This window comes from Pseudomonas sp. B611 (assembly GCF_055407965.1).
In genome coordinates, this window is the sequence record NZ_JBUZST010000008.1 from 114,365 (window position 1) to 133,359 (window position 18,995).

The window sequence follows — 18,995 nt, forward strand, 5'->3', positions numbered from 1 at the left end:
AGGCGCCAGAGTAGGGGGCTGTGGGCGGCGGAAAAACAGGCTAAGGTTCCGAACTTATCGGACAGGGGTGTCCGCAATTACGAGGCACATCATGGACAGTCTGGGCAGTCTTTCGGTATTCGTGCAGGTGGCGGAGGCCCGCAGTTTCACCGCTGCCGGGCGAGTGCTGGGCATTTCTTCCTCAGCGGTAGGCAAAAGCATTGCACGCATGGAAGAACGTCTCGGCGTGCGCCTGTTCCACCGCAGCACGCGCAGCATCACCCTGACCGCCGAGGGTGCGCTGTTCCTTGAGCGTTCGCGGCGCATCCTGGCCGAGGTCGAGGCCGCCGAGCGCGAGCTGACCGAGGCCAGTGCCACACCTCGGGGCAAACTGCGCATCAGCGTGCCGCAAGTGCGCGGCCTGTTGATGCCGGTGCTCAGTGACTTTATGCGCGCCTACCCGGAGATCGAGTTGGATGTGGATTTTTCCGACCGCATGGTGGATGTGATCGAGGAAGGTTTCGACGCGGTGATTCGCACCGGCAAGCCGGAAGATTCGCGCTTGATGGCGCGACATTTGGGGCATTACCAGTTGGTGCTGGTCGGCACGCCGGCGTATTTCCAGCAACACGGCAGCCCGCGGCGGCCTCAGGACTTGAGCGATCACGCCTGCCTGCGGCACAAATTCTGCGCCACCGGAAAGCTCGAGGCCTGGCCGCTGCGCCTCGAACCCGGCGAGTCAGAGCCCGCCTTGCGCACGCCATTGGTCAGCACCACCATCGAATCCCTCAACCACGTGGTGCACGAAGGGCTGGGCATCGCCTGCCTGCCCGATTACATGGTCAACCAGGCCGTGGGGGCAGGGCGCTTGCAGCGGGTGCTGGACGACTACCTGGAGCACCGTGGCAGTTTCTGGATGTTATGGCCCTCCAGCCGCCATGCCTCGGCCAAATTGCGCGTGTTTATTGATCATATGTGTGCGGGGCTTTTTCCTGCAGACCCCAGCGCGTAGGCCTGTGACGTTTTACCGACAGGAATGCGCGCGCCAAGGCCTCGTTCTGTTGCACAATACCGCCCGGACCGTTTTTCTCAGGATTTTCAATGTTGACATCATTTCACTTGCGCAGCCTTGGGCTGGCGCTGGTGCTGGCGGGCGCCGCGGGCTGCTCGTCACCCAAGACCGCTATTTATGAACATGAGAATTTCGACGACTCCGGTACGTTTTCCCGTGATTACCCAGTGACGGATGTGGCCGCGTGCGAAGCGGCGCGACGTGCTTTGCTGAGCCAGGGCTACATCATCACCAGCAGTGATCCGAAGCTGGTGGTGGGTAACAAGAGTTTCCAGCAGACCGGCGAGACCCATCTGCAGATCAGCTTCAACGTAGTGTGTGCCGATGATGGCAAGGGCACCAACCACTCGACGATGTTTGCCAACGCGTTGCAGGACCGTTACGCCCTGAAGAAGGTCAACAACTCTGCGAGTCTGGGAGTGGGCGTACTGGGTTCGGTGTCGATGCCGATTGGCTCTACCGATGACTCGATGGTCAAAGTCGCAAGCGAAACCGTCTCGGCGCCGAAGTTCTACGAGCGTTACTTTGCGCTGGTGGACGTGTTCCTGCCGCAAGAAGTGAAAAAGGCCGAGCATATCCCTGAGCAGCCAAAAGCTGACCTGGGTGTGCCGGAGCCGAAGGCCGCGCCGGTTGCCGAGAAGGTCGAGGCGCCGAAGGAAGAACCTGCCGTTTCAGAGCCGCTTGCGCCGCCTGTCGAGCCTGCGCCGATTGCGCCGCAGCAAGAGCCTGCCGCTGCACCGGCGACCAGCAATCCGACACTACCGGCACCGACAGAAGCGATTCCGCCCCTGCCGACACCGGCGCAGTAAATCAGACCGTTACGGGGTTGGCCTTGTCGACGTCGATCCCGTAGCGCCTGATCGCCTCACTGACATTATCGCGACCGATCACGCCGTCATCCGCCAGCGCCTTGAGCGCCGCCAGTGCGATGAAGTGGCGGTCCACCTCGAAGAACGCGCGCAAGGTTTCCCGCGTATCCGATTGCCCAAAGCCGTCGGTGCCCAAGGCAACAAAGCGGCGGTTGGGGATGAACGGGCGAATCTGATCGGCAAACAACTTCATGTAGTCGGTCGCCACCACCACCGGCCCGGTTTGACCGGCCAGGCATTGTTCGACATAGCTCACCCGGGGCGCGCTTTGTGGGTGCAACAGGTTCCAGCGTTCCACCTCATGCCCGTCGCGGCGCAGTTCGGTGAGGCTGGGCGCGCTCCACACAGTGCTGTGCACGGAGAAGTCTTTCTCGAGTAGCTCAGCCGCCGCAATCACTTCCCGCAGGATCGAGCCGCTGCCCATCAGTTGTACCTGCGCCTGCGCGTGTTGGTTGAGCGGGTAAATGCCCTTGAGAATGCCTTCCTCGACACCGTCCGGCATCGCTGGGTGCGGGTAGTTTTCATTGAGTAGGGTGATGTAGTAGTAAACGTCCTCCTGCTCGACATACATACGCCGCATACCCTCGCGAATAATTACCGCGAGCTCGTAGGCAAAGGTTGGGTCGTAGGACACGCAGCACGGAATCACCGACGACAGGATATGGCTGTGGCCATCGTCATGCTGCAAGCCTTCGCCCATCAGCGTAGTGCGCCCGGCGGTGGCCCCCAGCAGGAAACCCCGCGCCCGCGCATCGCCGGCTGCCCAGGCCAGGTCGCCGACTCGCTGGAAGCCGAACATCGAATAGAAGATATAGAACGGAACCGTCATCAAGCCGTGGTTGCTGTAGGACGTACTGGCGGCAATCCAGGAGGAAATGGCACCGGATTCGTTCAGGCCTTCCTGCATGATCTGCCCGTCCTTGCTCTCCTTGTAGTAGCTCAGTTGCCCTGCGTCCTGTGGGGTATAGAGCTGGCCGACGGCGGAATGGATGCCGATCTGACGAAACAGGCTTTCCATGCCGAAGGTACGTGACTCATCTGGCACGATGGGCACGATCAGTTTGCCCAGGTGCGGGTCCTTGAGCAGGGTGCCGAGGATACGCACGAAGGCCATGGTGGTGGAGATACCGCGCGCGCCCGTGTCCTGGAGTTGGGTGGCGAAGGCGGCCAGTTCGGGAATCTGCAAGGGGGCGACGGCGCTGTGACGCGCCGGCACGTAGCCGCCCAGAGCCTGGCGACGCGCCGCAAAGTAGCGGGCTTCTTCGCTGTCGGCGGCGGGCTTGAGGTAGGGAATATCGGCGAGTTGTTCGTCAGCGACTTCCAGGCCAAAGCGATCGCGGAAGGCGCGTACCGCATCAGCGCCCATTTTCTTCAACTGATGATTGATGTTTTGCCCTTCACCCGCCTCACCCATGCCAAAGCCCTTGACGGTTTTCGCCAGGATCACCGTGGGTTGGCCGGTGTGACGCAGGGCGGCGGCGTAGGCGTTGTAGACCTTGTCCGGGTCATGCCCGCCTCGTGAGAGTTTCCAGATGTCGTCGTCGGACATGTCTGCAACCAGTGCCAGCAGCTCCGGGTATTTGCCGAAGAAATGTTCGCGCACATAGGCGCCGTTCTGGGACTTGTAGTTTTGATAGTCGCCGTCCACGCATTCCATCATGCGTTGGCGCAGCAGGCCGCTCTGGTCTCGCTCCAGCAGGGCATCCCAGCCGCCACCCCAGATGACTTTGATCACGTTCCAGCCGGCGGCGCGGTACAGGCTTTCGAATTCCTGGATCACTTTGGCGTTACCGCGTACCGGGCCGTCCAGGCGTTGCAGGTTGCAGTTGACGACAAAGATCAGGTTGTCGAGCTTCTCCCGCCCGGCCATGGAAATGGCCGCCAGGGATTCCGGCTGGTCCATCTCGCCATCACCCAGGAACGCCCACACTTTGCGGCCCTGGTGCTGCTTGAGGCCGCGCAACTCCAGGTAACGCATGAAGCGCGCCTGATACGCCGCGGTGATCGGCCCGAGGCCCATGGACACCGTAGGAAATTGCCAGAAATCCGGCATCAGTCGTGGATGTGGATAGGAAGAAATACCCTCGCCACCGGCCTCGCGACGGAAGTTGTCCAGTTGCGCCTCGCTGATGCGGCCTTCGAGATAGGCGCGGCCATAGATGCCTGGTGAGGAGTGGCCCTGGATGTACACCAGGTCGCCGTCAAAAGTGTCGGTTCGGCCACGGAAGAAGTGGTCGAAACCTACGTCATACAGCACGGCGGCTGACGCGTAGGTAGCGATATGCCCACCGACACCGGAATGTTTGCCCGCCCGCAACACCATGGCCATGGCGTTCCAACGGATGTAGGCATTGGTACGACGCTCGATGGCCAGGTTGCCGGGGTAGGGCAGTTGGCGGTCCACCGCAATGGTGTTGACGTAAGGGGTGGTGACTCGCCCGTAGAAATCACCATGGCGCGCAACGTCGAAGTCCAGCAACTGATCGATCAGGTAATGGGCACGCGGGCGGCCTTCGGTGGACAACACCGATTCGATGGACTCCAGCCACTCGCGGGTTTCCTGTGGGTCGTCGTCGTGTCTGACTGCGTTGTTCGGGGACATGTGAGGCTCCAAGGTAGGCGGATTTCAGGTGGCGGGCTCCTTGTGGGAGTGCCGCCAATGTAGTTGCAATTGCAACTACATGGCCGAATCTAGCGCGGGATGAGCTACTATTGCAACCTTCTTGAAATTCCCCGGATGGTGTTGCATGTCGTCGAAAGAACCGGATGTATGGTTCCGTTTTGTCAGGGCCCACAGGACCGTCATCCGTGAAATCGAACGGCGCCTGGCCGTTGCCGGATTGCCGGCCTATGCCTGGTACGACGCCTTGTGGGGCCTGGAAAGCGGCCCCGAGGGCACCCGCCGCATGCACGAACTGGCGGATGTGCTGGCCATCGAGCGCTACAACCTCACGCGGCTGGTGGACCGCCTGGAAAAAGACGGGCTGGTGGTGCGTTCGCGCTCTGACGGCGATGGCCGTGGGTCATTCGCCACCATCACGGAGGCGGGCAAGGTGTTGCGCAAGAAAATGTGGAAGATCTACGAAAGCACGGTAGATGAGTTGTTCCTGTCGCAAATTGAACCGGAGCAGCGCCAGGTGTTTGCCGATACCCTGGAGCGCACAGCCACGTTGGCAGTTCGCAGCCGCAGCAAGATCTGAAGCACCTTGAAGCCCACTTCATGCCAGTGGATACCGGGCCATCGCCGTTTTTACCTGTTGTGAATCGATACGCCCCTCATCGGCCAACGCCCTGAGCGCCGCCACCACAATCCAATAGCGGCTCGGCGCCGAAGCCTGCACTGTTCCCGCTCCCAGCGGTACAAACCGGGCATCCACATACCCCGCCAACTGATCCACGATCGGCTGCGGGTAACCGGTGACCGCGATCACCGGCGCTTCACTCCCCGGCAGGCAACTGCGCAAGTGGCAACTGCGCCGGGGCACTGTGGGATGCAGGCGGTTCCAGCGTTCAGCGGCCGCCGCTTCACGGGCCAGGCGCGTGTAGCTGGGGCAACTCCACAGTTGTGCGCGGATATTCCAATCTTGCTTGAGCAAGCGCGCGGCGTGGATGACCTCTTCAAGCGCCCGGCCGGCGCCGAGCAAGCGCACATCCCCCGTATGGCCGCGTTGTAGCGGATACATGCCCTTGAGGGCGTCCTCACGGTCTTGCTCGCTCAAGGTCCGTGCACCCTCTCGATCATGCAATGCCAGGTAATAGAACCCAGGTTTGCCGTCGACATACAGCGCGTGCAGCCCCGCCAGCACAATCGCCCGAGTTTCGGCGCCCGAAGCCGGGTCGTATGGCAGGCAGTGCGGGTTGGTGGCGAGCCACAACGGCAGGGACGGTTGTGCGCCCCTGGGCCAGACGGAAGGATGGTTCTCGATGTCATTGCACAGAATGCCACGCTGGGCCGTCTCCCCGGACAGCGCACACAATTGCGCCGACGACGCCGCGCTGTGCAGGTACAGCAGCGGTTTTTCCGCGGTATTGCGCGCGAACCAACTGGGCCAGCTGCCTACCCGTCGCGAGCGGGACTGAGCGCGAATCACCCAGGCCTGCCTGCTTGATTCCAGGGTGTTGGCCATGGTCATCACTGTGTAGAGCGGCGAATTGTGCGAGTGCGCGGCGCTATTCAGCGCAGCGATGCAAAGTTGTGCGGCGTGGGCAGTAGAGGCGGGCATGGGCAGGTTCCCTGAAGACGGATGCCCATACCCTAATGGAGTTTTGTATTTGATTGCAATTGCAACTAAAAACCCAAGTGCTAAATCGATACAACGCTGCTACGTTTAATCTTGAAGTGCAGGAACGTCATGACGCTGACTTTTTTTCGTCACAACGGCACTTTAGGCTGGTGATGCAGGTCATTTACCTGCAACCGCTTTCAATCAGACAAGGAGCCCACTATGGACGACTACCAGGAAGAACTGCTTGAGTTCAGCGCGATCGAGTTGGACCCGCTGGAACCCGCAGACGACGCCACCGAGCTGTAACCCCGACTTCAGGCGGAATGCCGCTGACTGCGGCGAAATTCCCCTGGGGTCTGGTTGTTCCATCGCCTGAACGCCCGTTGAAACGCCTGGGCTGAGGCAAAACCGAGCAAGTAGGCGATTTCGCCGAACGCCAACTCCGTGTCGCGAATGTAGGTCATGGCCAGGTCGCGGCGGGTGTCATTGAGAATCGCGCGGAACTGAGTGCCTTCTTCGGCCAGTTTGCGGCGCAGTGTCCAGGTCGGCAGCTTCAAGCGTGCCGCCACTTCTTCCAGGTCGGGTTCCCGGCCGCCATTGAGCATCGGCCCGAGCAACCGGGTAATGCGCTCGCGCAGGCTGCGGGTGCGGGTCAGCTGCTCCAATTCCCGTTCACACAGTTGCAACAACAAGTGCCAGGTGCTGGGGCAATGCTGTGGATTGCGCAGGGCCAGGGTCTGTTGGTTCAGGCGCAGTTGGTTGGATTCGGCGCCAAACTGGATCGGACCCTCGCCCAGCACGCTGTACGCGTTGGCGTAGTCCGGTGCGGCAAACTCGATTTCGATACGTTGCGCCTGTACGGGCTGCTGGGCCAGGCCCGACAATTGGTGGAGCCAGCCGGCGATGATCGAGTCCACCACAAAGCGGTTGTAGGCGTTGTAGGGGCTGATGGAATAGAACCGCAGCCAGGCGCCCTCGGCATCCTCATGGAAACTCGACTGTCCACGATAATTGGAGCCGTACAGCGCTTCGAAGCGTGTCAGCGTGCGCGCAGCTTCCCGTACGTTGGGCGCCTGGGCGGCGGTGACGCCGGCGAGCCCGGCCTGGCTCAAGCGGCTGAGCTGGCCCATGCGCAGGCCCAGGCCCGGCTCACCGGTAAGCTGGATGGCGGCATGGCCCAGGCGCATATAACGCGGGATGGATAAGCGTGCACCCGCTTCGGCGAGTCGCGCCGGGTCCAGGCCGTATTGCAGCAGCAGCGGTTGCGGGTCCAGGCCGTGACTTTGAATGGCATCGGCCAAGGTGTGCACAAAGCCCACCGACAGATCCCCCAGGCGTACCGGTTTCACAGCCAGACATTCAACAAACGTGCGCCACGGGCTTCACCGTCGGCGCTGATCTGCCCGTTGTTGCTGAGAAAACTGTGGCCGGCGGTACCCAGGTCCCAGAACTGCCCACGCAGGAACACGCTCATGCCAGCGGTCGCCTGGCTGATGGGCTGCTGACTGATCAACGTGAGGCGGCGCCAGGCCTCGCCTTCACTGAGCTCTTCGGGCTTGAGGCTGATCTCCGGCGGGGTGGATACGCTTTTAAAACCGCGCCACGGTCGGTCCCAGGTGTCGCGACCGAGCACAAAGGCCGGCACTGCGATCAGTTGCGCGCCGTGTTCGTTGAGTTTGCGGTAGTTGTCTGGATACCAGCTGTCACTGCCCACCAGCACGCCGAGGCGACCGGCCGGAGTGTCGACCACGCTGACGACGTTCTCATCGCCGGGCGTGATAAAGCCGCGTTCATCGTAGATCGGGTACAGCTGGCGCTGCGGCTGGCCCAGCGGCACACCGTCGGCGTTGAACACCAGGCTGGCGTTGTACAGCGCGCCATGGCCCACGTGCAGTTGCCCCTGGCTCACGCTGGGGTTGGGCAGGGCGATGGAACCGGCCACCAGGGTGACGCCGAATTCCTTGGCCAAACCGCCGAACAGCAACTGATAGTCCCGCGCCATGCCGTTGGCCTTCATACGCAGGTAGGCATCGTCCATGCGGTTGTCGCCGGTGGCGCTGAGCCATGCACGGGCAAACTGCAACGGGTTGCTGGCCGACAGCCAGTTCATCGCGTCCTTGGCGTGCAGGGCCTGGTACACCTCGTTTTTTTCGCCGGTGAGCATCAGCCAGGTGCCGATATGTTCCGGCAGCACGACGATGGTTTTCTCGTTGATGAGCCCCTGTTCCCGGGCGTTTTGCAGGTACGCCGCGAGCTTCAGGTGCAGGCGTTCCAGGCTTTGATAGTCGGCGGGGAACAGCTCCGGCTGGATGCCCAGCAAGTTGCCACGCTCGGCAGGCTCGCCTTCGTTGACGGCCAAAGTGATGCGCAGGTCTGACAGGTAATGCGCCACAGGGCGCTCCTGGGTCCAGACCAGATACGCGGCGACGGCGGCAACCAGGGCCAGGGTGACGGTGAACGCTAGTAGTTTACGCATGGGGCAACAGACAACAGACCGTGTGCAGGGTTCGCCGACTAGGTTAGGGCCCATGGCACGGCTTGCCAAGGGGCGCTGCGCATTTGGATCAATAACTTGTCAGTTTCGGTCATTGAGCAGTAGTCCAGCGAATCATAGGCTGTGGGACATAAACCGATGGCACACCGTTCGAGTGCGCCACGTCCCGTGATGATCCGTTGTGGAGCTGTACCATGAGCGCTGCTGCCTACCCGCACCTGCTGGCCCCGTTGGACCTGGGTTTTACCACCTTGCGCAATCGCACCCTGATGGGCTCGATGCACACCGGCCTGGAAGAAAAACCCGGCGGTTTCGAGCGCATGGCGGCCTACTTTGCCGAGCGCGCCCGTGGCGGTGTGGGCCTGATGGTTACCGGTGGCATTGGCCCCAACGATGAAGGCGGCGTTTACGCCGGCGCGGCCAAGCTGACCACTGACGAAGAAGCACAAAAACACAAGATCGTGACCCAGGCCGTGCACGACGCGGGCGGCAAGATTTGCATGCAGATTCTCCACGCCGGCCGGTATGCCTACAGCCCCAAGCAGGTCGCGCCGAGTGCGATCCAGGCACCGATCAACCCGTTCAAGCCCAAGGAGCTGGACGAGGAGGGCATCGAGAAACAGATCCAGGATTTCGTCACCTGCTCGCTGCTGGCCCAGGTCGCCGAGTACGACGGCGTGGAAATCATGGGTTCCGAAGGCTACTTCATTAACCAGTTCCTCGCCGCCCACACCAACCACCGTACCGACCGCTGGGGTGGCAGCTACGAAAACCGCATGCGCCTCGCGGTGGAAATCGTGCGACGCGTGCGTGAGGCTGTCGGCCCGAACTTCATCATTATTTTCCGCCTGTCGATGCTCGACCTGGTGGAAGGTGGCAGCACCTGGGAAGAGATCGTGCAACTGGCCAAGGCCATCGAGCAGGCCGGTGCGACGATTATCAACACCGGTATCGGCTGGCACGAAGCGCGTATCCCGACCATCGCCACCAAGGTGCCACGTGGCGCGTTCAGCAAGGTCACGGCCAAGTTGCGCGGTGCGGTGCAGATCCCGCTGATCACCACCAACCGCATCAATACCCCGGAAATCGCCGAGCAAATCCTCGCCGAAGGCGATGCCGATATGGTTTCCATGGCGCGGCCGTTCCTCGCCGACCCGGAGTTCGTCAACAAAGCGGCTGCTGGGCGCGCCGATGAGATCAACACTTGCATCGGCTGCAACCAGGCCTGCCTGGACCACACCTTTGGCGGCAAGCTGACCACCTGCCTGGTCAACCCGCGCGCGTGCTATGAGACCGAGCTGAACTACCTGCCGGTCAAGCAGATCAAGAAAATCGCCGTGGTCGGCGCCGGCCCAGCCGGTTTGGCCGCGGCGACGGTAGCCGCCGAGCGCGGCCATCAAGTGACGCTGTTCGATTCCGCCAGCGAGATCGGTGGTCAGTTCAATATCGCCAAACGTGTGCCGGGCAAGGAAGAGTTTTTCGAAACCCTGCGCTACTTCAAACGCAAATTGCAGACCACCCATGTGGAGCTGTGCCTCAACACCCGCGTGGATGTCGAGCAACTCAAGGCGGGCGGCTATGACGAGATCATCCTCGCCACCGGCATTGCCCCGCGCACTCCGGCAATCCCGGGCGTTGAAAACGCCAAGGTGCTGAGCTACCTGGACGTGATCCTGGAGCGCAAGCCGGTGGGCAAGCGCGTGGCGGTGATCGGCGCCGGTGGTATCGGTTTTGACGTTTCGGAGTTCCTCGTCCATCAAGGCGTATCCACCAGCCTCGACCGCGAAGCGTTCTGGAAAGAGTGGGGCATCGACACCCAGCTGCAAGCCCGTGGCGGTGTGGCCGGGATCAAGCCGCAGGTGCATGCGCCGGCGCGTGAGGTGTTCCTGCTGCAACGCAAAGCCTCCAAGGTTGGCGACGGCCTGGGCAAGACCACCGGCTGGATTCATCGCACCGGCTTGAAGAACAAACAGGTGCAGATGCTCAACAGCGTCGAGTACCTGAAAATCGACGACGAAGGCCTGCATATCCGCATCGGCGCCGAGGGTGAGCCTCAGGTGCTGGCGGTAGACAACATCGTCATCTGCGCCGGCCAGGACCCGCTGCGCGAGTTGCAGGACGGCTTGGTTGCCGCCGGCCAGAATGTGCACCTGATCGGCGGCGCCGACGTAGCGGCCGAGCTGGATGCCAAGCGCGCCATCAACCAGGGTTCGCGACTGGCCGCCGAGCTGTAAGGCCGGCAGGCCGAGCAACACACCCTGTGGCGAGGGAGCTTTTGTGGCGAGGGAGCTTGCTCCCGCTGGAGTGCGCAGCGCTCCCACGCTTTTGGGGCCGCTAGGCAGCCCAGCGGGAGCAAGCTCCCTCGCCACAGGTCCATGACTCCACTGCATTGGCGTCGAGTGGGCGGTGTTAGACTACCCACCCCTTTTTTCATGCAGATGCATTCCGATGGGCCCCTTCGATTGGCTTCCCAATGCACCGCTTGAACCCTTGCACCTGGACTGGCTGCAAGGCGTCGAGTTGGCCGTACTGCGCCTGGACCGCATCGACCCGCTGATCAGCGGCAACAAGTGGTTCAAGCTCAGCGGGCACCTGGCGCAAGCGCAAGACGCCAACGGCCTCATCAGCCTCGGCGGTGCCTGGTCCAACCATCTGCACGCGCTGGCGGCGGCGGGGAAACGTTTTGGTTTCGCCACCGTCGGCTTGATGCGTGGCCATCCCCAGGACACGCCCACGGTTCTCGACCTGAAAGCGTTCGGCATGCAGCTGCATTGGCTGGGTTATGGCGGCTATCGTGCGCGCCATGAGCCGGGTTTCTGGTTGCCGTGGCTTGAGCAATATCCCGATCTGCATCCCGTGCCCGAAGGCGGCGGCGGGCTCGCCGGTGCGGTGGGTTGTGCGGTGCTGGTCGAGCAAGCCCGCGCGCAGTTGCCCGCGCTGGGCTGGGCCGATTACGACGGCTGGTGGTTGGCGGCGGGCACCGGCACCACCGTGGCCGGGTTGGTGCTGGCAGAGGCGGGCACCCACACGGTGTACGGCGCCATGGCGGTGCCGGACGACCACGGTGTGGCGCAGAACGTGGAGGCGCTCGTGCAGGGTGGTTATGAGCTGCTGGATGCCAGTCTGGGCGGTTTCGCCAAAGTCGATCCAGAGCTCTTGGCGTTTATCGAGCACACCGAAAAAACCTGCGGCCTGCCCCTGGAACCGCTTTACACCGGCAAAGCGCTGTTGGCCTTGAAACAACAGATCGAGGCCGGGCGTTTCGCTCCCGGCACTCGCCTGATCTTCATCCACACCGGCGGCCTGCAAGGCCGCCGCGGCTTCACGGGTTAGCGCGCTTGCCCGGCATCATGCGCAACGCGGTGTTGTCGCGCAGGATGTAGTGGTGGCCAATCCCCGCCAACGCATGCAGCCCGATCAACCAATACCCGACCTTGCCGAACCATACGTGCCAGCCTTCGATTTCCTTGGCTAGCGCCTTGTTCTCGGCGATCAGCGGCGGCAATTCCATGCCATAGAACATCACCGAATGGCCCTCGGCACTGACGATAAGCCAGCCGGCAATCGGCATGCCGATCATCAACGCGTACAACGCGAAGTGCATCAGCGTCGCCAACAGGCTTTGCCATTGCGGCGGCGTCGGTACGATTTTTGGCGCCACGCCCAGGCTGCGGGCAAACAGGCGTAGCCACACCAGCACAAACACCGTGAGGCCGAGCATGAAGTGCATCTCGACAATCAACGTGCGTGCGCCGCTGCCTTTGGGAAACTGGCCGCGCAATTCAATGCAGGCGTAGACCACCGCCAGCAGCACCACCATCAACCAATGCAATGCAATCGACATGGTGCTGTAACGCGTATCGGAGTTTTTCCACGGCATTGCTGGTTTCCTCACTCATCAGGGCAAACAGTTTCATCACGGAACAGCGTTGCGTTCTTTGGTGACGCAGTGACTTAACTGTATGCCGGTTTTGAGCGCCGCGCCTGGCACAAATGCCCTTGTCTTGACCTCCATCAGTCGTTTTGTGGCATTTCCCCGCGAGCCAAACGTGCATTGATATCAGCGATCACCCCCGGCAGGTCGTTGAGCGTGTCGATCAGGTAGTGCGGGCGCGAGCCTTTGAACATGCTTTCGATGCGCGCGCGCTCGGTGGCCAGGGTGGTGCCATCCAGGTCACGGAATTGCGCATAGCTCAGGCCCAGCGCGTTGCCAGAGCACGTCAGCGCCACGGTCCACATGCCGGCACGGCGGCCTTCGAGGATGCCCGGCACGGTGTCGTCGACCTTCACGCACGCCGCCACATCGTCAATGCCCAGGGCGATCACGTTGGCCAGGGCCTGGGCGGGCCAGGGGCGGCCGTTGGGCACCTCGTCGGTGGCGACCACGTGGTCGGCGACGTAGCCGTTGGTCGCGGCCAGGGCGACGACCTTGTCCATCACTTGCTTGGGGTAGCCGGAGCAGGAACCGATCTTCAGGCCCAGGCCACGCAGTGCGGCGATGGTGTCGAGGGCGCCGGGGATCAGCGCCGAGTGCTCGGCGATTTTCTCGATCTGCAACGGCATGAAGCGCAGGTAGATCGCGGTTACGTCGTCATCCGTCGGCGTACGGCCAAACACCTGGCGATAGCGTTCGGCGACCTGCGGCTGGTTGCACAGGGTGCGGATATGGTCCCACTTGCCCATGCCCATCGGGCCACGGGCTTCTGCGATGGACACTGGCACGTCGAACTCGGCAAACGCCTCGACAAAAATCTGCGTGGGTGCGAACGAGCCGAAATCGACCACGGTGCCCGCCCAATCGAGGATCACGGCTTGCAGGGTGTTGGGGTTTTGATAGTTCATGCTGGCGATCCGATAGATGAAAGAGTAATGCCCATGGCGTGCAGCGCCTCGCCGATGGCGGCGACGGCGGCGTGCATTTCGGCGGCGTCAACGTGGCCGATGCAGCCGACGCGGAAGGTATCCACCTGGGTCAACTTGCCCGGGTAGAGGATGAAACCCTTGGCCTTGACCCGCTCGTAGAAGTCCTTGAACTGGTAGCGCGGGTCTTGCGGCGCGTGGAAGGTGACGATGATCGGGGCCTGGATCGCCGCCGGCAGGAAACTGCGCAGGCCCAGTTCGGCCATGCCCTCCAACAGCGTCTGGCAGTTGCATGCATAGCGTTGCTGGCGTGCGCGCAGGCCGCCTTCTTCTGCATATTGCAGCAGCGCTTCGTGGAGGGCGGCGACCACATGGGTCGGCGGGGTGAAGCGCCATTGGCCGGTCTTGGCCATGTAGGCGTGCTGCTCGAACAGGTCCATCGCCAGGGAATGGCAGTTGCCTTGGGCCGCGGCCAGTGCCTGTTTGTCGGCGAAGACAAAGCCCATGCCGGGCACGCCTTCCAGGCATTTGCCGGACGCAGCGATCAGCGCGTCGAAAGGCACTGCGTGGGCATCGATGGGCAGGGCGCCGAAGGAACTCATGGCGTCGACGATCAGGCGCTTGCCGTGGTGTTTCACCACCTGGGCGATCTCGGCCAAGGGGTTGAGGATGCCGGTGCTGGTTTCGCAGTGGATCAACGCGACGTGGCTGATGGCTGGGTCGGCGTGCAGCAGGCGGTCCACATCGGCGGCGGTGGTGGGGTGGTCTTCGGCGGTTTCAAAGGTGCTGAAGTCGCGGCCGAGGACTTCGCAAATCTTCGCCAGGCGCTTGCCGTAGGCGCCGTTTATCAGCACCAGCACCTTGCCATCGCGCGGCACCAGGGTGCCGATGGCCGCTTCGACGGCGAAGGTGCCGCTGCCTTGCAAGGGCACGCAGTGGTGGCTGGCGGCGCCGTCGATGATCGCCAGGAGCTGCTCGCAGACGCTGGCGGTCAGTTGGTTGAAGCGTTCATCCCACGAGCCCCAATCCACCATCATCGCCTGGCGGGTGCGGGCGGAGGTGGTCAAGGGGCCAGGGGTGAGCAGGATAGGCGCGGTCATTGCAGGTCCTCGTAAAGCGTTCGGTTCACGCTACGGCGCCTAAATTGCAGTTTGGCTTGTTATCAATCAAATTGTTTGTTGTTATGCGAGCTATCAGTGAGGCCGATAGCTATGAATCTATTCCAACTGCGTGCATTCGATGCCGTGGCCCGCGAGGGCAGTTTTACCCGGGCGGCAGCGCGGCTGTTTATCAGCCAGCCGGCGGTGACCGGGCATATCAAGGCGCTGGAGGAGCACTACCAGATCCCCTTGCTACGGCGTACCGCGCGACGGGTGGAGTTGACCGAGGAGGGCGCACGGCTGGCGGCCATCACCCGGGCGATCTTCGGCTTGGTGGATGAGGCGCAGGCAATGCTGGAAGCCAATCGCCAATTGCTCACCGGGCGCCTGGAGGTCGCGGCCGACGGCCCGCACCTGGTGATGCCGATGATCGCCAGCCTGCGCGCGCGTTACCCCGGCATCACCGTCAACCTGCGCCTGGGCAATGCCCAGGAAACCCTGGCGGCACTGTTGTCGGAGCATGCGGATGTGGCGGTGCTTACCGAGGTGGAACCGCGCAATGGCCTGCATCTGCAAGCGTTGGGCGAGTCACGTATCTGCGCGCTGGTGCCCGTCAAACATGCTTGGGCCACGCAGGCGGCGGGCATTCGCCTGGCGCAACTGCACGAGCAGATCATGGTGCTGCGCGAACCCAGCTCCATCACCCGGCGCACTTTTGATGACGCCTGCCAGGCGGCTGCGGTGGCGCCCAAGGTGCTGCTGGAACTGGACAGCCGCGAGGCGGTGACCGAAGCCGTCGCCGCTGAATTGGGGGTAGGGGTGGTGTCGTCCATGGAGGTCAGCCCGGACCCGCGCGTCAAGGCGATTGCCTTGCAAGGCGCTGGGTTGGTCAACCGGCATATGCTCGGCTGCCTGGAACGGCGTCGCTCATTGCGCCTGATCCAGGCGTTTTTCGAGTTGGCGCCCTGACGGTTTTTTGGTGGAACGTTGCGTTTTTGCCCTATAAACTCTGCCCCCAAAGCGCCGGCCAGTAGACGTCTCGGCGCTATGGATATTAGAGAGTGAGTCATGGGCGCACAGTGGAAAGTCAAACATAAAGAAGCGGCATCCAATGCCAAGGGCAAGATCTTCGGCAAGCTGGTGAAAGAAATCACCATCGCCGCCCGCAACGGTGCCGACACCGCCACCAACGCCCACCTGCGACTGGTGGTGGAGCAGGCCAAAAAGGCCTCGATGCCCAAGGAAACCCTGGACCGCGCCATCAAGAAAGGCGCCGGCCTGCTGGGTGAAACCGTGCAGTACCACCGCGTGACCTACGAAGGTTTTGCACCGCACCAGGTGCCCTTGATCGTCGAGTGCGTCACCGACAACATCAACCGCACCGTGGCGGAAATCCGCGTGGCGTTCCGCAAGGGCCAACTGGGTGCTTCCGGTTCCGTGGCCTGGGACTTCAACCACGTCGGCCTGATCGAAGCGTCGCCGGATACCCCGGATGCTGATCCGGAGATGGCCGCCATCGAAGCCGGCGCCCAGGATTTCGAAGACGGCGAAGAAGAAGGCACCACCTTGTTCATCACCGAGACCACCGACCTGGATGCCGTGCAGAAAGCACTGCCGGAGCAGGGTTTCACCGTGCTGTCGGCCAAGCTGGGCTACATCGCGAAGAACCCGGTGAGCGGTTTGACCGATGAGCAGATGGCTGAAGTCGAGGCGTTCCTGGAAGGCCTGGACAACCATGATGACGTGCAGGATATGTTCGTCGGCCTGGCTGGCTGATTTTTAACTGAATCAACACAGTCCAAAATGTGGGAGCTGGCTTGCCTGCGATAGCGGTCTATCAGTTGCTGATATGCAAACTGACCCACCGCTATCGCAGGCAAGCCAGCTCCCACAGTTGTATTGAGTTTCGTCAGGCTGACTTGAGTAGTGCTTCGATTTCGTCGAAGCCCGGACGCGCCAGCACATCCGGCTGGCAGCAACGCTCGCGCAGTGCCACCAGTTCCTCACTCACCCCCGCTTCAACCCGCTCCAGCAACTCCCCCAGCAACACCCCAAACGCGCGCACTTCAATACGCTGCAACGCCTTGGTTTCCAAGGTGTCCGCCGTGGCATGGAACGACGCTGCGCCAAAATCCCCGAGCAGACAATCGCCGGCCTCATTCCACAGAATGTTGTGGCCGTACAGGTCGCCGTGGGTGATGCCATGGCGGTGCAGGTGCGCGGCCACTGACGCAACGCCCCGCGCCATGCGCAAGGCCACGTCCAGGCTGAACACCGCGCCCGGCGCGTAGATGTCGCGGGTGCACGACGCCAGGCTCGGCAATGCGGCGAGGTTGCGGTAGCTGGGGTCGATCAGGTCCATCACCAGCGCTGCCTGATTATCCGGGTGGCCGACGACGCGGCCTTCCACCTTGATCAGGTTGGGGTGCAGCCCGGCGGCGATGCACGCCTGCATTTCATGCAGCGGCGAGCCGTCGCTGGTGATGGTGCCTTTGTAGAGTTTTACCGCGACGGATTGCCCCGAGGGCTTCCACAGTGCCTTGTGGATCACCCCCGATGCGCCTTCTCCGAGTACTTCAGCCAATTCCAGCTCGGACCAGGGAATGTCCGGCGTGCTGTCATCGTCAGACAGCTGCACCGCCATTTCCACCGGGTTCCCCGCATACGCCAGCCAGGTCAGGCTTGGCAACGCCAGCAGCCACTCGGGCAGGCAGGTGAAACGGTTGGAGGCGATGCGCAGCAGTTCAAGGTTATGGCAGTTGGCCAGGCTTTCCGGCAATTGCGTCAGGTGATTGCCGGCCAGCATCAGTTTTTGCAGCAATGGCCGCTCGCCCAGTTCAACGGGTAACTGGCTGACCTGGTTGTCGGTGAGGATCAGCCAGCGCAACCGTGGCGGCAGCGCAGCGGCGGGTACGTGGGTGATCTGGTTGGCCTTGAAGCCGACCATGCTCAGCGTGGCGCACTGGCCCAGGCATTCGGGCAGTTCGGTGAAGGCGTTGTCCGAGCAGAACAGCACGCGCAGGTGCGGCAGGCGGTGCAGGTCGTCGGGCAGGCGGCTCAGGGCGTTGCCGCTGAGGTTGAGGATTTCCAGGGAGTCGGCCAGCTCGAAGATTTCCCGGGGGAATTCGGTCAGCCCGCAGGACAGGTCCAGACGCGTGATACCGGCCAATTGGCCGGCCTTGAGTTGGGCGAGGGTATGCATGAATGGCGCGATCTCTGGGCAAAGGGGCGTAAATGGCGCTCATGATAGCGGTTGTGCGCCGCTCTGTTGCAATTGCCCGAGGCGACTGGCGGTGCGCGCAAGGTCGATGGCCTGGCCATGCAAGGCCTGTTCAAGCGGCTGCTCGCCGATGAGGATCAGGTGCTTGTCCCTGTCGTAGAGCACGTCCACCAGGTTGATAAAACGCTGTTGCACGGCAATCGGGCAATCGGCCAGCGCGGGCAGGCCGTCGATGATCCAGTGGTCGAAGTCGTGGCACAACAGCAGGTAGTCCATCACCGCCGTGAGCTGTTCGCACAGGTCGTTGAAGGTGAAGGCGATGGTGCGCCCCTGGTGCCTGCGGCATTGCAACTGGCGGTTGCCGACGGCCAGGGGCAGCGCAGGGCAATCCGCGGCAGGCAGGCCGAGCGCTTCCCGTTGGCTCGCGGTGCCTGGCCACAGGTAGTGGCCGGCGGTGAAACGTTGCGTGCTGTGGGCTTGGGGCAGGCTGCGGAAGTCCTCGGGCGAGCTGACTTCCAGCACGTCCATGCGCGCGGCGATCAGGTCGATCACCGGCTTGAACCGTTGGTGATACAAAGGGTTGGGCAGCAGGCCAGCGGGCGGGTAGTTGGAGGTGACCAGCACCCACACACCGCGCTGAAACAATGCCTTGAACAGCCGGCTGATAAGCATGGCATCGCCGATGTCATGCACGTGGAACTCGTCGAAACACAGCACCTGGCAACCGGCCAGTAGCTCATTCAGGGTCACCGCCAGGGCATCGTCCTGTGCACGGTGCTTGAACATGCCGCGGTGCAATCGCGCAAAGAAATCGTGGAAGTGCACTCGCTGCTTTTCGGCCATCGGCAGCGCCTGGAAAAACCCGTCCAGCAGCCAGCTTTTGCCGCGCCCCACCGGCCCGTGCAAGTACAGGCTGCGGGTGGGCTGGCGTGCCAGCAGGTGCCGCGATTCGCGGGCCAGGGCGCTGATGGCGCGGGCTTGCCCAGCGCTGAGGGTATAGCCCTGTTGCGCGGCTTTTTGCGCAAAGAATGTGGTGATAGGCGAGGCGTCGTGGGGCACGGTTTTTTTACCGAGCAGGCGACGGATCAGTGAAAGCGCGGCCAATGGGGATCACTCTGTCTACCGGTGGTCGCCTACTTTAGGGCGACCACCGCGTTTTGACCAATACAGAAGGG

16 protein-coding genes are annotated in these 18,995 nt (G+C 62.5%); 7 read left to right on the forward strand and 9 right to left on the reverse strand.

Annotated features, from left to right (window positions below; genetic code table 11):
- Nucleotides 1-91: 91 nt before the first annotated feature.
- Complete coding sequence (locus ACZRMO_RS18695) at nt 92-991, forward strand: LysR family transcriptional regulator (protein WP_463973796.1); 900 nt, start codon at nt 92-94, stop codon at nt 989-991.
- A gap of 89 nt (nt 992-1,080) precedes the next feature.
- Entirely contained in the window at nt 1,081-1,860 is a 780-nt protein-coding gene (locus tag ACZRMO_RS18700) for a DUF2242 domain-containing protein (protein WP_124528863.1), read from the forward strand.
- Between the two features lies 1 nt (nt 1,861).
- Here the strand turns inward: ACZRMO_RS18700 and aceE are convergent, their stop codons facing one another.
- Nucleotides 1,862-4,522 (reverse strand): pyruvate dehydrogenase (acetyl-transferring), homodimeric type, encoded by a 2,661-nt coding sequence (gene aceE, locus ACZRMO_RS18705; RefSeq protein ID WP_463973797.1) that lies wholly within the window; start codon nt 4,520-4,522, stop codon nt 1,862-1,864.
- Between the two features lie 145 nt (nt 4,523-4,667).
- On the opposite strand from aceE, the gene ACZRMO_RS18710 reads away from it, so the two are divergent.
- Nucleotides 4,668-5,120 carry a MarR family winged helix-turn-helix transcriptional regulator gene (locus tag ACZRMO_RS18710; protein ID WP_124528864.1) on the forward strand — a complete coding sequence of 151 codons (453 nt, stop codon included), beginning with the start codon at nt 4,668-4,670 and terminating at the stop codon, nt 5,118-5,120.
- Between the two features lie 18 nt (nt 5,121-5,138).
- Here the strand turns inward: ACZRMO_RS18710 and ACZRMO_RS18715 are convergent, their stop codons facing one another.
- From ACZRMO_RS18715 to ACZRMO_RS18725, 3 genes are all read right to left on the reverse strand, one after another.
- Nucleotides 5,139-6,143 (reverse strand): transketolase-like TK C-terminal-containing protein, encoded by a 1,005-nt coding sequence (locus ACZRMO_RS18715; RefSeq protein WP_463973798.1) that lies wholly within the window; start codon nt 6,141-6,143, stop codon nt 5,139-5,141.
- Nucleotides 6,144-6,460: 317 nt separating this feature from the next.
- On the reverse strand, nt 6,461-7,495 hold the full coding sequence (locus ACZRMO_RS18720; RefSeq protein WP_463973799.1) for an AraC family transcriptional regulator: 1,035 nt from the start codon (nt 7,493-7,495) through the stop codon (nt 6,461-6,463).
- Nucleotides 7,492-8,622: a carbon-nitrogen hydrolase family protein gene (locus ACZRMO_RS18725; protein WP_463973800.1), complete on the reverse strand. Its 1,131-nt coding sequence runs from the start codon at nt 8,620-8,622 to the stop codon at nt 7,492-7,494. Before ACZRMO_RS18725 ends, ACZRMO_RS18720 begins: the two co-directional genes overlap by 4 nt.
- Nucleotides 8,623-8,834: 212 nt before the next feature.
- Between ACZRMO_RS18725 and ACZRMO_RS18730 the strand changes: the two genes are divergently transcribed.
- Nucleotides 8,835-10,874 carry an oxidoreductase gene (locus ACZRMO_RS18730; protein ID WP_463973801.1) on the forward strand — a complete coding sequence of 680 codons (2,040 nt, stop codon included), beginning with the start codon at nt 8,835-8,837 and terminating at the stop codon, nt 10,872-10,874.
- Between the two features lie 214 nt (nt 10,875-11,088).
- The gene (locus ACZRMO_RS18735; RefSeq protein ID WP_463973802.1) at nt 11,089-11,973 is read left to right on the forward strand and encodes a 1-aminocyclopropane-1-carboxylate deaminase/D-cysteine desulfhydrase; all 885 of its coding nucleotides are present in this window, start codon (nt 11,089-11,091) and stop codon (nt 11,971-11,973) included.
- Here the strand turns inward: ACZRMO_RS18735 and ACZRMO_RS18740 are convergent.
- The 3 genes from ACZRMO_RS18740 to ACZRMO_RS18750 form a co-directional block, all read right to left on the reverse strand.
- Entirely contained in the window at nt 11,963-12,520 is a 558-nt protein-coding gene (locus tag ACZRMO_RS18740; protein WP_463973803.1) for a cytochrome b, read from the reverse strand. The genes ACZRMO_RS18735 and ACZRMO_RS18740 overlap by 11 nt on opposite strands.
- 134 nt (nt 12,521-12,654) lie before the next feature.
- Entirely contained in the window at nt 12,655-13,482 is an 828-nt protein-coding gene (gene phnX, locus ACZRMO_RS18745; RefSeq protein ID WP_463973804.1) for a phosphonoacetaldehyde hydrolase, read from the reverse strand.
- Nucleotides 13,479-14,600, reverse strand: coding sequence for a 2-aminoethylphosphonate--pyruvate transaminase (locus ACZRMO_RS18750; RefSeq protein WP_463973805.1), 1,122 nt, complete (start codon nt 14,598-14,600; stop codon nt 13,479-13,481). The genes phnX and ACZRMO_RS18750 overlap by 4 nt, the downstream gene beginning before the upstream one ends.
- Before the next feature lie 111 nt (nt 14,601-14,711).
- Here ACZRMO_RS18750 and ACZRMO_RS18755 point away from each other — a divergent pair, with 111 nt between their 5' ends.
- Entirely contained in the window at nt 14,712-15,569 is an 858-nt protein-coding gene (locus ACZRMO_RS18755; protein WP_463973806.1) for a LysR substrate-binding domain-containing protein, read from the forward strand.
- 99 nt (nt 15,570-15,668) lie between these two features.
- Nucleotides 15,669-16,376 (forward strand): YebC/PmpR family DNA-binding transcriptional regulator, encoded by a 708-nt coding sequence (locus ACZRMO_RS18760; RefSeq protein WP_122306558.1) that lies wholly within the window; start codon nt 15,669-15,671, stop codon nt 16,374-16,376.
- Nucleotides 16,377-16,509: 133 nt separating this feature from the next.
- Here the strand turns inward: ACZRMO_RS18760 and ACZRMO_RS18765 are convergent, their stop codons facing one another.
- Together ACZRMO_RS18765 and zapE are read right to left on the reverse strand one after the other, a co-directional pair.
- Complete coding sequence (locus ACZRMO_RS18765) at nt 16,510-17,802, reverse strand: protein kinase (RefSeq protein ID WP_463973807.1); 1,293 nt, start codon at nt 17,800-17,802, stop codon at nt 16,510-16,512.
- Between the two features lie 39 nt (nt 17,803-17,841).
- On the reverse strand, nt 17,842-18,924 hold the full coding sequence (gene zapE / locus ACZRMO_RS18770) for a cell division protein ZapE (protein ID WP_463973808.1): 1,083 nt from the start codon (nt 18,922-18,924) through the stop codon (nt 17,842-17,844).
- Nucleotides 18,925-18,995 lie beyond the last annotated feature (71 nt).

Coding starts and splice junctions, on each gene's coding strand:
- ACZRMO_RS18695 (WP_463973796.1), top strand. CDS start 92: ATGGACAGTCTGGGCAGTCTTTCGGTATTCGTGCAGGTGGCGGAGGCC.
- ACZRMO_RS18700 (WP_124528863.1), top strand. CDS start 1,081: ATGTTGACATCATTTCACTTGCGCAGCCTTGGGCTGGCGCTGGTGCTG.
- aceE (WP_463973797.1), bottom strand. CDS start 4,522: ATGTCCCCGAACAACGCAGTCAGACACGACGACGACCCACAGGAAACC.
- ACZRMO_RS18710 (WP_124528864.1), top strand. CDS start 4,668: ATGTCGTCGAAAGAACCGGATGTATGGTTCCGTTTTGTCAGGGCCCAC.
- ACZRMO_RS18715 (WP_463973798.1), bottom strand. CDS start 6,143: ATGCCCGCCTCTACTGCCCACGCCGCACAACTTTGCATCGCTGCGCTG.
- ACZRMO_RS18725 (WP_463973800.1), bottom strand. CDS start 8,622: ATGCGTAAACTACTAGCGTTCACCGTCACCCTGGCCCTGGTTGCCGCC.
- ACZRMO_RS18730 (WP_463973801.1), top strand. CDS start 8,835: ATGAGCGCTGCTGCCTACCCGCACCTGCTGGCCCCGTTGGACCTGGGT.
- ACZRMO_RS18735 (WP_463973802.1), top strand. CDS start 11,089: ATGGGCCCCTTCGATTGGCTTCCCAATGCACCGCTTGAACCCTTGCAC.
- ACZRMO_RS18740 (WP_463973803.1), bottom strand. CDS start 12,520: ATGCCGTGGAAAAACTCCGATACGCGTTACAGCACCATGTCGATTGCA.
- phnX (WP_463973804.1), bottom strand. CDS start 13,482: ATGAACTATCAAAACCCCAACACCCTGCAAGCCGTGATCCTCGATTGG.
- ACZRMO_RS18750 (WP_463973805.1), bottom strand. CDS start 14,600: ATGACCGCGCCTATCCTGCTCACCCCTGGCCCCTTGACCACCTCCGCC.
- ACZRMO_RS18755 (WP_463973806.1), top strand. CDS start 14,712: ATGAATCTATTCCAACTGCGTGCATTCGATGCCGTGGCCCGCGAGGGC.
- ACZRMO_RS18760 (WP_122306558.1), top strand. CDS start 15,669: ATGGGCGCACAGTGGAAAGTCAAACATAAAGAAGCGGCATCCAATGCC.
- ACZRMO_RS18765 (WP_463973807.1), bottom strand. CDS start 17,802: ATGCATACCCTCGCCCAACTCAAGGCCGGCCAATTGGCCGGTATCACG.